Origin of the sequence: Mesorhizobium sp. M0894 (assembly GCF_040319725.1) — a bacterium.
GTDB lineage: Bacteria > Pseudomonadota > Alphaproteobacteria > Rhizobiales > Rhizobiaceae > Mesorhizobium.
In genome coordinates this window covers 93,627-107,060 of record NZ_JAMYOG010000016.1, presented here as the reverse complement: position 1 = coordinate 107,060, position 13,434 = coordinate 93,627, and the positions used below count along the sequence as shown (strand labels likewise).

Below are 13,434 nucleotides of genomic sequence, written 5' to 3'. Positions count from 1 at the left end.
TTGCCGTTGGGTAGGTCTCTGGCTGCGCTAGGATCGGAGGAGAGACTGATGGCGACAGCGGACTGGCCTCTTCCTGAACGCTTCACCTTTCAAGGGAACTCGATCGCCTGGGGCGCGATGGGCGAGGGCTCACCCGCGGTATTGCTGCATGGCACGCCTTTCTCATCGTCGGCATGGCGTAGAATTGCGCCTTTGCTCGGCCAACAGAGGCGAATCTATTGCTTTGACATGCTCGGCTATGGTCGATCTGATAAACCCGATAGCGACGTGTCTCGTGGCATTCAGAACGAGCTTTTCGCGGCCCTTTACGATCATTGGGGCCTGCGTGCCCCCGATGTCGTCGCGCATGATTTCGGCGGCTCAACAGCGTTACGCGGTCATTTGCTCAATGGGCTCGACTATCGGTCGCTGGTGCTGATCGATCCGGTCGCAATCAGCCCGCAAGGCTCACCACTTGTTCAGGCCGCCAAGAAACACGAGGCGGTCTTTTCCGGCCTTCCGCACTACATTCATGAAGCAATCCTGCGCGCCTACATCGGCGCCGCCGTAGCGAATGCGCTGCGCGAGGAAGAGATGGCGCTCTACCTCGCGCCGTGGCTGGGAGCCGAAGGTCAAAAAGCTTTCTGGCGCCAGGTCGCTCAGATGGATGACAAATACTCGCAAGAGGTCGAGTGGCGCTACGGCGAGATTCGTTGCCCCGTTGCCATCCTGTGGGGCGAGGACGACCAGTGGATTCCCATCGATGACGGTCGCGAGCTCGCGCGCCGCATTTCGAGTGCTTCCTTCCATGTCGTGCCGAACGCGAAGCATCTTATGCAGGAGGACGCGCCGGAAGCGATCGTGGCGACAGTGCTTGGCTTCTGGCGAGACCTGGAGGAGCGGGCAAATGTCCGCAAAAAACCGGCTTCGGCCGCTCGATCTCCATCGCGTCAATGAAGGCTTTGGGCGATCGGTTTGATCCGGTTGCCGATGCCAAGGACAGGAATCCACCCCTTAGCGGCAGTCTCGAATCGAAACGGTACGTTTCGTATCTTTGACCCTAGCAGCATCCAGCCTGTGCGCAACACGGAGCGCCGGCCATGGCGCGCTCGACGGGCTGTGATGCGGTTGATAAGCCCTCTCCCCAAGGAGAGTCGGACATGACCGTTGCGATCGAGATGGGCCAGACGAGCGCGGGCGCCCCGGCGGCGCTGGATCTTGAGGAACTGCTGGCGACGCGGCTTCTGGTGCAGGGCAATTCGGGTTCCGGCAAATCCCATCTGCTGCGCCGGCTCTTGGAGCAGAGTGCGCCCTGGGTACAGCAGACCATCATCGATCCCGAAGGCGACTTCGTCACGCTTGGCGACCGTTTCGGCCATCTGGTGATCGATGCCGAGGAGCATACCGAGCGCGGCCTGCAGAGCGCCGGCGAGCGGGCGCGCATCCACCGCGTCTCCACGGTGCTCAATCTCGAAGGGCTCGACGCCGAGAACCAGATGCGGCGCGCCGCCGCCTTTCTCGGCGGGCTGTTCGAGGTCGCCCGCGACCACTGGTATCCGATGCTGGTGGTGGTAGACGAGGCGCAGCTGTTCGCGCCGGCGGTTGCCGGCGAGGTTTCCGACGAGGCGCGCAAACTCTCGCTCGGCGCCATGACCAATTTGATGTGCCGTGGCCGCAAGCGCGGGCTGGCCGGCATCATCGCCACCCAGCGGCTGGCCAAGCTCGCCAAGAACGTCGCCGCCGAGGCTTCCAATTTCCTCATGGGCCGGACTTTTCTGGACATCGACATGGCGCGCGCCGCCGATCTTCTCGGCATGGAGCGGCGCCAGGCGGAGGCTTTTCGCGACCTCGAGCGCGGGCAGTTCATGGCGCTCGGCCCGGCGCTGTCGCGCCGTCCGCTCGGTCTGCGCATCGGCCCGACCGATACGAGTCCGCGCAACGCGACCCCGCGCCTGATGCCGCTGCCGGAATCGGCGCTGGAGGATGCCCGCGCGATCATCCTGGCGGCCCCGCCGCCGGAAACCGTCCGGCCGCAGCGCCGCTCCTCGCCGGACCTGCTCGATCAGCTGATGGCGGCGAAATCGGCGGCGCTGGAAATCCGCCCCGAACCGGTGGAGCCGCCGATCAGCGCCGAGGATCTGGCGGAGCGGCGCGAGCGCGTCGACCGGGTGCTGCGCGCCGTGCTGGCGCAGCCCGATGCCGGCTTCCGCGTCATCGGCGTGCTCTATCAGGAGTTCGTCGTCCGCTGCCGCATAGAAGGCCTCGCCTCGGTCGTGCCGGACCTGCCGGAGTTCCGCCGCATGCTGACGCGCGCCCGCGCCGGGCTCGGCTCCGACATGATAGGCGACGATGCCTGGCAGGACGTCTCGGCGCGCGCCTCGCTGCTGCCCGAGGACATGCAAGGCGTCTTCATGATGATCGCCCGCGCGGCGAAGGAAGGCTGGCCCTGCCCGAGCGACGCCGCGATCGCCCGCGCCTACGGCTCGCACTCGCTACGCCGCGCACGGCGCCTGCTGACCTATATCGAGGAGCAGAGGCTGATCGTGTGTCAGCTTGACGGGGGCGGACGGCGGACGGTGACGCTCGTGGAGCTGGCCTGGGCGACGGCGCCGGGCGATCCGAATGCGGTGGAGGCGGAGCAGCGGAGTGCGGTGGGGTGAGGCGGCGGCCGAGCGCGGTCTTCATCATACGACGACGATTGGCGCGACGCAGATCCGCTATTGTAAGTTGTTCGACGCTACAGCACTCCCTCTTGCCGACGGCGCTTTACATATCTTCTAATTACCAGCGGGTCGGTTTGCCAATGAAGAGATCAGCCGCGATCAACTGACGAAGACAAGAAATACGGCAGGACTGTAGCGCAAATATCCGCCGAACCTACGCTACCTCCGCCGATTACCCCTTCGGTTCATTCTGTTGACATCTCCTGCTTCTGGAGAGATGGTAAGATACTACGCGGCGGCCCTTTTTCCGAAGATTTTATTCTGCAGCTTTATCAAAGGATTTTGGCAATGCGTTTGTCTCGATCGCGCCGACTTATGGCCATCGCTTTGACGGCAATCGCAGCCGTCACGCTTCCCTCTTATGGACATGCCGAGGACAAGCTGCTGACGGAAGCGGTGCAGTTCAACGGTACGATCCTGTATCTCTCCACCAAGGTGCCTGGCCTGATCTTCGGCGCCGTGCGCAACGGCGAGACGGCCTTGGCCGGTTTCGGCAAGATTGCCGACGGGAGTGAAAAAGTGCCCGACGGCGACACAATGTTCCGCATCGCGTCCGTGAGCAAAGTGTTCTGCGGCGGTGTGCTTTCCTCGCTGGCGATCGACGGCAAGGTACAACTCACCGACCGGCTGCAGGATCGCCTTGGCTGGGACGTCACGCTCCCGGAGAAGGACGGCCGCGCCCTCCGCCTGATCGATCTCGTCGCGCAAGCTTCCGGCCTTCCGCGGGAGGTGCCAGTGGCCGAGGCGCCCCCCTCAGACCCTTTCTCTACGAACACCAAAGAGGCGCAGATTGCCGCCCTCAAGGACAATCCGCTGCTGTTCGCGCCGGGCACCGCCGTTCTCTATTCGAACTTCGGATACGACCTCCTCGGAGCGGCGCTCGCTAATGTCTCTGGAAAGCCTTATGCCGAGGTCCTTCGAGAGCGTGTCCTCGATCCCCTCGGCATGAAAGACACGGTTTTCAATCCAAGACCGGAGGACGAGCCGCGCCTGATGCAGGGCCATAACTTCGACGGCAGCCCCATGCCAATCGTGCCGACGAGCACAGCCATGGAGTGCGCCGGTGGATTGTACTCGACCGCGGACGACCTGCTGCGCTGGATGAACTGGCATGTCGACAACAAGCCTTCCGCGGCCGACGCCGAGTTGCGCCTTTTGAACCACGCGGCTTTTTTGTACCGGGACGGGCTCGCGTCGGTGATGGGGCTGGATGACGGCGGGCCGATGGACGCCATGGGTCTCGGATGGGTCATCATGCTCCCTAACGAGCATCGCCCGCTCATCCTCCAGAAGAGCGGCGGCCTGCAAGGGATGTTTCTCTATGTTGCGATTGCACCGACACGCGGCGTCGGCGCTTTCTTCGTCATGAACGAATTCAATGCCGCTGGCTTCATGGCTGGGGTCAAGACGACGAACGATCTCGTCGCAGAGATCGCTCCACGCTGATTTTCGCGCTGATCGGGAGGACGTGCGCGATGATTGGCGCTATGGAGGGGCCTGACGGACGGCATATTTCCCGGCAAGGCAAGCGCGACATCGGCTATTTCCGGCCGCTTAGCCTCCTGAGGATGACCTTTGCCGGCTTGCGCCGCGCCCGGCGCCTGCTGACTTACATCGAGGAGCAGGGGCTGATCGTGTGTCAGCTCGACGGGGTCGGACGGCGAACAGTGACGCTGGTGGAACTCGCCTGGGCGACGGCGCCGGGGGATCCGAATGCGGGAGAGGTGGAGCAGGGGCGTGCCGTGGGGTGAAGCGGCGGGGCAGGCGCACTGAGAAAGCGCCGCTGGATCAGGCCGGGGTGAAGTCTGCTTTGCGCCGCATTAACGTCATTCTCCATTCGAAGCGCTCAGGCCGGAAGCTGCCGTGCGTAAGGCGCCCAGTCATTGCCCGCCGCGGATAAGTTTGCAGCTGGACAATAATGGCCAGCCGGGGCGATCCCGGTATTTAGCGTTGCTTCGGCGAGTCAATACTGAGCCTGCGCTTACACGTCATTCCTCTCGACAAGACCAACGGCTGGATGCGATCGAGCGCAGGCGGGTTCAGTTGGTGCTGGTTGTGGCGGTGAACCCGCACTGCTTCTGTTCCATATCGATCTGCTTCGTGATGCGGACGGCGTTCTGTGCGTAGGCCTCCGTTACGGAGCCACTATTCACGGTCTTGTCCTTCAGCGGACTCACGCCTGCGCAGAGGTGGAAAACATGCGGCTCGGTGGACTTCGCGGCTCCGTTTTCGGGCGCGATCCAGTAGACGACATCCTGACCGGCGGGGTGGCTCGCGTCCCGCGTCGCCGCCGCCACCGCGGCGGTGTCCGTCGCGATCGCCTGCGCCTGAGCGGCGACGTCGGGCGAACAGGCGGTGGTGGGCTGCCCCGACTTGATCTGAGCTGCGCATGCGTTCATATCTTGGGTGTACTGTTCGACCGATGGGGGTTTGAAACTGATCCCCATGACCGTCGCGAGCACGGCGAGCGCAGCGCCGATGCTGCCGGCAACCTTCTTGGTCTGCGGATCCATGTTTTTGTCGGTGAGGATCAGGAAAACCAGCGGGAGGAAGGCAATCAGCGTGATGATTGCGCCGAGCTGGTTTTGGAAGAAGAACCTGGCCGCGTCGGATGCACGGGCCGGATCGTGCCTGTTGGCCGCCTTCCACAGCAAGTTGCCGGCGATTGCGAAAATCGCGATGCCGACCAGAAGGCCGATGATCAGCGGCAGGTGTCCCTGGTCGAACTTGTTCTGGCGAAGCAGAATAATCCCGTAGATCTCGCCGCCAATGGCGACGATCCACGAGAGTGCGGCGAAAAGGCGAAGACGCGTGGCGGAGGACTTCTGGCCCTGCGTCGCTTGCCAATCCTTGGTAACGTCTGGCTTGTTGTCGGTCATCGACCAGATCCCCTGATATCGACACTTCTGCAGGCGGCAACCCGCCCTGCGCAGCGTCATTGAACGAACGTCACCTGCCTCAGCGACGCGGCGAAAATGTGAGCGCCACGGCAGGCCTCCCCATCCATATTGCGCATGAGTGAATCCGTCCATACCCACGGAGGCAGACGCATGTGCGGCGATGGCTCCGTTCTTCTTAATCTCTGGCTCGAACTTGACGCTGCCTTGCCTCGCTTCCCTGGCGATCCGGTAGAAGCCGCGGTGGTCACAGGACCGGTCGAAAGCAACGTCGGCAGATCCGAACTGAGGCCGGATCGATGGTCCAAGGACCTAAAAGCGGCCAGTCCGCTTGCGTGAAAAGCAGCCATTCAGGATTTGGTCTGCGACGGTCGGCTTCGGCTCAAAAGCAGCTGGTGGTGTCGCGCCCCCTATCTCTCCTCCACAATCCGCAAACAAGCCGCCGCCACAAACAGCACGATCAGCCCAACAAAATCCGCCTCGTTGTCGCCGACGGCATAGAGCAGAAGGGCAAAGCCGGTGCGGCTCAAGGTGAAGGCTGGTGCCGGCTCCCGCGGCGTCAAGTTGGTCGCTGCGGCCGTCGCGTCCAATGCCTCAGGCGGCGCCTGAACGCTGGCTTTGTTTGCGTGAATCTCGCCATGCCGCATTGCACAATCGTCTCGCCTGCGCAAAATGCGGCATGATCCGCAAATCCCTCACTGTCCTGGTGATCGATGAAAACCACATCCGCGCTTCGATAATCGAAGCGGGGCTGCGGGAGGCCGGGCACCAGCAGGTCACCGTCATCCATGACGTCGCCGGCATTGCGCGGCGGATCGCCGAGATCGAACCCGACGTGATCGTCATCGACCTCGAAAATCCCAACCGCGACATGCTCGAAAACATGTTCCAGCTGTCGCGCGTGGTGAAGCGGCCGATCGCCATGTTCGTCGATCGCTCGGACCAGGCTTCGATCGAAGCGGCGGTGGAAGCCGGGGTGTCAGCCTATGTTGTCGACGGCCTGCGTCAGGAGCGGGTCAAGCCGATCCTCGACATGGCGATCAGCCGCTTCAACGCGTTTTCGCGCATGGCGCGCGAGCTGGAAGAGGCCCGCAGCGAATTGGAAAGCCGCAAGGTGATCGATCGCGCCAAGGGCATACTGATGAAGTCGCGCGGCCTGTCGGAGGACGCGGCCTATACGCTGCTGCGCAAGACCGCCATGAACCAGAACCGCAAGATCGGCGAAATCGCCCAGAGCCTGGTGACGGCGGCAGGCCTTCTGGATCCCGAGGAGAGTTGACGATGGCGGCCGAGCACCGGATCAATGCTGGCTTCATGCCGCTCTTCGACAGCGCTGTCCTTGTCGCGGCGAAGGAAATCGGCTTCGCCCTGCGCGAAGGCATCGATCTGATGCTCAACCGGGAAACGTCCTGGGCCAACATCCGCGACCGCATCGCCATCGGCCATTTCGATCTCGCGCACATGCTGGGGCCGATGCCGATCGCCTGCAATCTGGGGCTGACGCCGCTCGCCTCCGATACGGTCGTGCCGTTTTCACTCGGCCTTGGCGGCAATTGCGTCACCGTTTCGAACGCCGTCTGGGCGGGCATGGCCGCGCACGGCGCCCGACCCGACCTCGATCCGGCACGGGCCGGCAGGGCGTTGGGGGCGCTGATTCGTGAACGGGCGAATGCCAGTGGCGATCTGCTTCGCTTCGCCGTCGTCCATCCGCACTCCGGGCACAATTACGAACTGCGCTACTGGCTCGCCGCCTGCGGCATCGACCCGTCGCATGAGATCGAAATCGTCATCGTGCCGCCCCCCTTCATGGCGGACGCGCTCGCTGCCGGCAGGATCGACGGCTACTGCGTCGGCGAACCCTGGAACAGCGCCTCCGTCGTCGCCGGCACCGGCCACATCGCCACGGTCAAGGCGGCCATCTGGAAGACCAGCCCGGAGAAAGTCGTCGGCGTGCGCAAGGCATGGGCGGAAAAACAGCCGGACGCGCTCTCAGCCTTGCTGCGCGCGCTTCATCACGCGGCGCGCTGGTGCCAGGATCCGGCAAACCGCGGCGAACTTGCGGCCCTGATGGCGCAGCCGGCCTTCCTCGGGCTTGAGCCGGCACTGCAGATGCCGATCCTCAGCGGACATCTTGCGCTCGGCGGCGGCGCCGAACTGAGCGTCGGCGATTTCTTTCTGCCTTTCGACAAGGCGGCAAACTTCCCGTGGAAGAGCCATGCGCTGTGGTTCTACACGCAGATGGTGCGCTGGGGGCATGTCGCGCACACGCCGGAAAACCTCGCTATTGCCCGCGACTGCTACCGCCCCGATCTCTACCGCTCGGCGTTGAAGCCGCTTGGCGTGGCGCTTCCCGGTGCCAATGCCAAGGTCGAGGGCGCGCTGAAGGCCGCGACTCCGGTCGGTTCGGCGGGGGCAAGCCTGGTGCTCGGTCCCGACGGTTTCTTCGATGGCCAAATCTTCGATCCCGACGAGATCGACGCCTACATTGCCGGCCAGAAATTGGCGCGCGCCGAAGCCTGATCATTTCCGCGGCATTCTTGTGCGCTGCACAAAAAATGTGCGTGCAACTGCGCTAATGAACAATCTTTGGCTTGCTCGCCCAGCGGGCCGGCGCGCCGACGATTTTGGCATGCCGTTGATATCATTTATGTTTGTCGTCCACTCCGAAACTGGCACGGTTCCTGCTTTGTAATAGGTAGACTCTTGTCGGGTCACGGAATACGCGTCCAATGGCGGGCGCTACAGGCAAAGCTGCCGCTCAGGTCAACACGCGATCCCGGATGGACGGACGCGCGCGGCCTGGCTGGCGGCTTTTTTGTTTTGGTCGAACACGCAATCGACGGCGCCGATCCCAAGCCGCGCCCAACCGGAGATGACGATGACGAAACGCACCAATAGCCATTCCGCCCAACCGGCGATCAGCCGCCGCGATTTCCTGAGGATCAGCGCGGCCACCGCGGCAACGCTGGCCGCGGCGCGTGCGCTGCTGCCCTCCGGCGCCTATGCGGCGACCGCCGTACCGGAAGTCACGGGCGCCAAGCTCGGCTTCATCGCATTGACCGATGCAGCACCGTTGATGATCGCCAAGGAGAAAGGCCTGTTCGAGAAATTCGGCATGCCCGATGTCGAGGTGCTCAAGCAGGCCTCGTGGGGCGCAACGCGCGACAATCTGGTGCTCGGCGGCGAAGCCAACGGCATTGACGGTGCCCATATCCTGACGCCGATGCCCTATTTGATGCACACCGGCAAGGTGACGCAGAACAAACAGCCGCTGCCGATGGCGATCGTGGCCCGGCTCAACTACGACTGCCAGGGCATTTCCGTCGCCCAGGAATATGCCGCCACCGGCGTCGGCCTCGATGCCTCAAAGCTGAAGGAAGCCTTCGCCGCCAAGAAGGCCGCGGGCAAGGAGGTCAAGGCCGCCATGACCTTCCCGGGCGGAACGCACGACCTCTGGCTGCGCTACTGGCTGGCTGCCGGCGGCATCGATCCCGACAAGGATGTCTCGACCATCGTCGTGCCGCCGCCGCAGATGGTCGCCAACATGAAGGTCGGCAACATGGACGTGTTCTGCGTCGGCGAGCCATGGAACGAGCAGCTCGTCCATCAGGGCGTCGGCTTCACCGCCGCCACCACCGGCGAACTGTGGAAGGGCCATCCGGAAAAGGCGCTCGGCCTGCGCGCCGCCTTCATCGACAAATATCCGAACGCCACCAAGGCGATCCTGATGGCCGTCATGGAGGCCCAGCAATGGTGCGAGGCAAAAGAAAACAAGGACGAGATGGCCGCCATCATCGGCAAGCGGCAGTGGATGAACGTGCCGACCGCCGACATCATCGGCCGCCTCAAGGGCGACATCAACTACGGCAATGGCCGCGTCGCCAACGGCACCGATCTCTACATGAAGTTCTGGCAGGGCGGCGTGTCCTATCCCTTCAAGAGCCACGACAGCTGGTTCCTCGCCGAGAACATCCGCTGGGGCAAGTTCGCGCCGACCACCGACATCAAAGCACTGGTCGGCCAGGTCAACCGTGAGGATCTGTGGCGCGAGGCGGCCAAGGATCTTGGTGTCGCCGCGGCCGATATTCCGGCGTCTTCGTCGCGCGGCACCGAAACCTTCTTCGACGGCAAGATCTTCGATCCGGAGAATCCGTCGGCCTATCTCGACAGCCTGAAGATCAAGGCGTCGGCCTGAGCCCGACATAGATGCCCGACAGTGCGTTGGCAACGCCGCCCGTTGTGCATGTGCTGCCAAGGAGTTTTCGAGAAATGTCTATCCAAGCCATCGAGGACAGCAAGGTGAAGCCGTTCCCCGCGCCGGCCAAGCCCGCCGAAATCATCGCTTTCACCGCCAGGGCGCGGCGCCGCTTCGACCCGGCCGCGATCGCCGGCAAGCTGGCCAGCACGCTGGTGCCGCCGGTCATTGTCATCACCATCATGCTCGTCGTCTGGCAGGTCGCCTGTTCGTCGCCCACAGCCAGCCTGCCACCGCCAAGCCAGGTGTGGAACGAGGCCTATGACCTGATCGCCCATCCGTTCTTCGACAACGGCCCGCAGGATATCGGGCTCGCCTGGCGGGTGCTGATCTCGCTGCAGCGCGTCGCCGTCGGCTTCGGCCTTGCGGCGATCGTCGGCGTTGCGCTCGGCGCGCTTGTCGGTCAGTCGATCTGGGCGATGCGCGGCCTCGATCCGGTGTTCCAGATCCTGCGCACGGTGCCGCCGCTCGCCTGGCTGCCGCTGTCGCTGGCGGCGTTCCGCGATTCCAGCCCGTCGGCGATCTTCGTCATCTTCATCACCTCGATCTGGCCCATTATCATCAACACCGCGGTCGGCGTCCGCAACATCCCTGAGGACTACCGCAACGTCTCCCGCATCCTCAGGCTCAACCAGTTCGAATTCTTCGTGAAGATCATGGTGCCGGCAGCTGCACCTTACATTTTCACCGGCCTGCGCATCGGCATCGGTCTGTCCTGGCTCGCCATCGTCGCCGCCGAAATGCTGACCGGCGGCGTCGGCATCGGCTTCTTCATCTGGGACGCGTGGAACTCATCGCGGCTGCCCGACATCATCGTCGCGCTCGCCTATATCGGCGTCACCGGCTTCTGCCTCGACCGCCTGGTCGCGGCGGTCGGCGTCTTCGTCACCCGCGGCACAACGGCAAAGTGAGGAGAGGGACGATGACGGCCTATCTGAAACTCGACCACATCGACAAATCCTTCGCCCGCGGCAGCCAGGTCAGCGACGTGCTGAAGGACATCCGGCTGACCATCGACAAAGGTGAATTCGTCTCGATCATCGGCCATTCAGGCTGCGGCAAGTCGACCTTGCTCAACCTGATCGCCGGCCTGACCAAGGTCTCGGCCGGCGCCGTGCTGCTCGAGGACAAGGAAGTCGACAGCCCTGGCCCGGAACGCGCCGTGGTGTTCCAGAATCACTCGCTGCTGCCCTGGCTCACCGTCTACGAGAACATCAATTTGGCAGTCACGAAGGTCTTTGGCCGGAGCAAGAGCCGGGCCCAGCGACATGAATGGATCATGCGCAATCTCGATCTCGTGCAGATGGCGCATGCCAAGGACAAACGTCCGGCCGAGATTTCGGGTGGCATGAAGCAGCGCGTCGGCATCGCCCGGGCGCTGGCCATGGAGCCGAAGATCCTGCTGCTCGACGAGCCCTTCGGCGCGCTCGACGCGCTGACGCGCGCCCATCTTCAGGACGCGGTGATGGATATCCATTCGAGGCTCGGCTCGACGACGATCATGATCACCCACGATGTCGACGAGGCGGTGCTGTTGTCCGACCGCATCGTCATGATGACCAACGGCCCGGCGGCCACCATCGGCGAGGTGCTTCCCGTGCCGCTGGCCCGGCCGCGTCGGCGGATCGAGCTTTCCTCTGACCGCACCTTCCTGCGCTGCCGCGAGGCGGTGCTGAAATTCCTCTACGAACGCCACCGCTTCGTCGAAGCCGCGGAGTAAGGCAATAACCGGAAAACTCGTCATCATCATTGGCAATCTGCATCGGCAATGGGCAATCTGCCGCATTGCACAAATATTATGCTGCTGTGCAAGGCATTCTGACTGATCTTTGATCCGCTGCCGAGCTTGGTCAAGAGTCGCGCGGCTGCAGTTCACATTGATTTCATTCGATAATTCAGAGCGCTGTCGACTTGGCACGCTTCCTGCTTTTCAAAATGTAGGTCCGCAAGGGCCAAGTGACACGGCGTCCAATGGCGGGCGCTACAGGCAAAGCTGCCGCTCAGGTCCACACGCGCTCCCGGAACTCCGGACGCGAAGACTTGGCCGGCGGCTTTTTTGTTTTGACGCAATCGACGGCGCTGGTCCCAAGCGGCGCCCAACCGGAGACGACGATGACGAAACGGATCGGAACTGGCGCGTCCCTCGCGGACTTCACGCGCCGCGATTTTCTCGCCGTCAGCGCGCTGCGGGCGATGCCGCGCCGCTGACAGTCGCGAACGAACAGCACAAGGGCGGTGCTTCCCACGCCGCTAACCGGAGCCAGAAAATGACCGCAAATCTCCCAGCCGCGCCCAGCCAGGACAGTGCTCCCCGGCAGGCGCTTGTCATGTCCACCATCGCCTTCACCGTCTGCTTCGCGGTGTGGACGATCTTTTCAATCATCGGCGTGCGCATAAAGCAGGAGCTGGGGCTGAACGAGACGGAGTTCGGCCTGCTCGTCGGCACGCCGATCCTCACCGGCTCGCTCGTGCGTATGGTGCTCGGCGTCTGGACCGACCGTTTTGGCGGACGGCTGGTATACACCGCGACCATGCTTGCGGCGGCGGTCGCGACCTTTCTGCTCGCTTTTGCGCACACCTACGGGCAGATGCTGGTCGCTGCGCTGGGCGTCGGGCTCGCTGGCGGTTCCTTCGCCGTCGGTGTCGCCTATGTCTCGCGCTTCTTCCCGGCCGGCAAGCAGGGCACGGCGCTTGGCATTTTCGGTGTCGGCAATGTCGGCGCCGCGGTCACCAAGTTCCTGGCACCGTTCGTGCTTCTCTCCTGGGGCTGGCAGTCGGTCGCGCTGATCTGGGCGGCAGCACTCGTCGTCATGGCCGCCGTCTTCTGGTTCACGACCGGCGACGATCCGGTCATCCGCGAGCGCCGCGCCGGCAAGGCCGCGCCCTCGAGAAGCTTCTGGCAGGAGTTCGCGCCCCTCAAGAACCTGCAGGTCTGGCGCTTCGCCTTCTATTATTTCTTCGCCTTCGGTGCATTCGTGGCGCTCTCGCTATGGCTGCCCCGCTACCTGATCGGCGTCTACGGCTTCGGGCTTGCGACCGCCGGTATGATCGGCGCGGCCTATTCAATTCCGGCAAGTATTTTCCGCGCCTATGGCGGCGTGCTTTCCGACCGGATCGGCGCCCGCACCGTGCTCTACTGGACCTTCGCTGTCAGTGCCGCCGCGACTCTCGTTCTGTCTCTCCCCTCGGCAGACTACGTCGTGCGCGGTGTCAGCGGGCCGATCGCCTTCCATTTCGAGGTCGGCCCGCTCGCCTTCATAGCCGTTGCCTGTGTGCTCGGCTTCTTCATGAGCCTTGGCAAGGCTGCCGTCTACAAGCACATCCCGGCTTACTATCCGCAGAGTGTCGGCGCGGTCGGCGGCGTTGTCGGCATGATTGGCGGGCTCGGCGGCTTTATCCTGCCAATCGTCTTCGGCGCGCTCAACGACCTCACCGGCGTCTGGTCGAGCTGCTTCATGCTGCTCTTCGTCATCGTCGCCACCTGCTTTGCCTGGATGCATTTTTCCATCCGGCGGATGGAGCGCACGGCGTCTGACGAAGCTTCAGGCCTTTCCTACGCGGCTGAGTGAGACCGGAGTGG

At 63.5% G+C, this 13,434-nt stretch carries 12 protein-coding genes and 1 pseudogene; 10 read left to right on the top strand and 3 right to left on the bottom strand.

The annotated features are described in order from the left end of the window. Window positions 1–48 precede the first annotated feature (48 nt). The 4 genes and pseudogenes from NKH91_RS25595 to NKH91_RS25580 form a co-directional block, all read left to right on the top strand. The gene (locus tag NKH91_RS25595; RefSeq protein ID WP_352640724.1) at window positions 49–936 is read left to right on the top strand and encodes an alpha/beta fold hydrolase; all 888 of its coding nucleotides are present in this window, start codon (window positions 49–51) and stop codon (window positions 934–936) included. Window positions 937–1,139: 203 nt separating this feature from the next. Then, window positions 1,140–2,639, top strand: coding sequence for a helicase HerA domain-containing protein (locus NKH91_RS25590; protein WP_352495732.1), 1,500 nt, complete (start codon window positions 1,140–1,142; stop codon window positions 2,637–2,639). Window positions 2,640–3,017: 378 nt separating this feature from the next. After that, window positions 3,018–4,148 (top strand): D-alanyl-D-alanine-carboxypeptidase/endopeptidase AmpH, encoded by a 1,131-nt coding sequence (gene ampH, locus NKH91_RS25585; protein ID WP_352847805.1) that lies wholly within the window; start codon window positions 3,018–3,020, stop codon window positions 4,146–4,148. Between the two features lie 137 nt (window positions 4,149–4,285). Then, a pseudogene (locus NKH91_RS25580) lies at window positions 4,286–4,453 on the top strand (ATP-binding protein); the annotation flags it as partial. A gap of 288 nt (window positions 4,454–4,741) precedes the next feature. Here the strand turns inward: NKH91_RS25580 and NKH91_RS25575 are convergent. Together NKH91_RS25575 and NKH91_RS25570 are read right to left on the bottom strand one after the other, a co-directional pair. After that, window positions 4,742–5,581: a hypothetical protein gene (locus tag NKH91_RS25575; protein WP_352847808.1), complete on the bottom strand. Its 840-nt coding sequence runs from the start codon at window positions 5,579–5,581 to the stop codon at window positions 4,742–4,744. 428 nt (window positions 5,582–6,009) lie between these two features. Further along, a complete protein-coding gene (locus NKH91_RS25570) occupies window positions 6,010–6,246 on the bottom strand; it encodes a hypothetical protein (RefSeq protein WP_352847810.1) in 237 nt (78 codons plus the stop codon). A 32-nt stretch (window positions 6,247–6,278) separates the two neighbouring features. On the opposite strand from NKH91_RS25570, the gene NKH91_RS25565 reads away from it, so the two are divergent. Both NKH91_RS25565 and NKH91_RS25560 read left to right on the top strand, forming a co-directional pair. Further along, the gene (locus tag NKH91_RS25565; RefSeq protein WP_352483956.1) at window positions 6,279–6,878 is read left to right on the top strand and encodes an ANTAR domain-containing response regulator; all 600 of its coding nucleotides are present in this window, start codon (window positions 6,279–6,281) and stop codon (window positions 6,876–6,878) included. 2 nt (window positions 6,879–6,880) lie between these two features. Further along, entirely contained in the window at window positions 6,881–8,119 is a 1,239-nt protein-coding gene (locus NKH91_RS25560) for a CmpA/NrtA family ABC transporter substrate-binding protein (protein ID WP_352847812.1), read from the top strand. 243 nt (window positions 8,120–8,362) lie between these two features. Here NKH91_RS25560 and NKH91_RS25555 read toward each other — a convergent pair whose 3' ends face one another. Continuing rightward, window positions 8,363–8,491 carry a hypothetical protein gene (locus NKH91_RS25555; protein WP_352847815.1) on the bottom strand — a complete coding sequence of 43 codons (129 nt, stop codon included), beginning with the start codon at window positions 8,489–8,491 and terminating at the stop codon, window positions 8,363–8,365. On the opposite strand from NKH91_RS25555, the gene NKH91_RS25550 reads away from it, so the two are divergent. The 4 genes from NKH91_RS25550 to NKH91_RS25535 all read left to right on the top strand — a co-directional run bounded on the left by NKH91_RS25550 (window position 8,478) and on the right by NKH91_RS25535 (window position 13,423). Further along, the gene (locus NKH91_RS25550) at window positions 8,478–9,794 is read left to right on the top strand and encodes a CmpA/NrtA family ABC transporter substrate-binding protein (protein ID WP_352847818.1); all 1,317 of its coding nucleotides are present in this window, start codon (window positions 8,478–8,480) and stop codon (window positions 9,792–9,794) included. The genes NKH91_RS25555 and NKH91_RS25550 overlap by 14 nt on opposite strands. Window positions 9,795–9,868: 74 nt before the next feature. Next, window positions 9,869–10,765, top strand: coding sequence for a nitrate ABC transporter permease (gene ntrB / locus NKH91_RS25545; RefSeq protein ID WP_352847820.1), 897 nt, complete (start codon window positions 9,869–9,871; stop codon window positions 10,763–10,765). Between the two features lie 11 nt (window positions 10,766–10,776). Then, the gene (locus NKH91_RS25540; RefSeq protein WP_352847822.1) at window positions 10,777–11,574 is read left to right on the top strand and encodes an ABC transporter ATP-binding protein; all 798 of its coding nucleotides are present in this window, start codon (window positions 10,777–10,779) and stop codon (window positions 11,572–11,574) included. A 547-nt stretch (window positions 11,575–12,121) separates the two neighbouring features. Further along, the gene (locus NKH91_RS25535) at window positions 12,122–13,423 is read left to right on the top strand and encodes an MFS transporter (protein ID WP_352483961.1); all 1,302 of its coding nucleotides are present in this window, start codon (window positions 12,122–12,124) and stop codon (window positions 13,421–13,423) included. Window positions 13,424–13,434 lie beyond the last annotated feature (11 nt).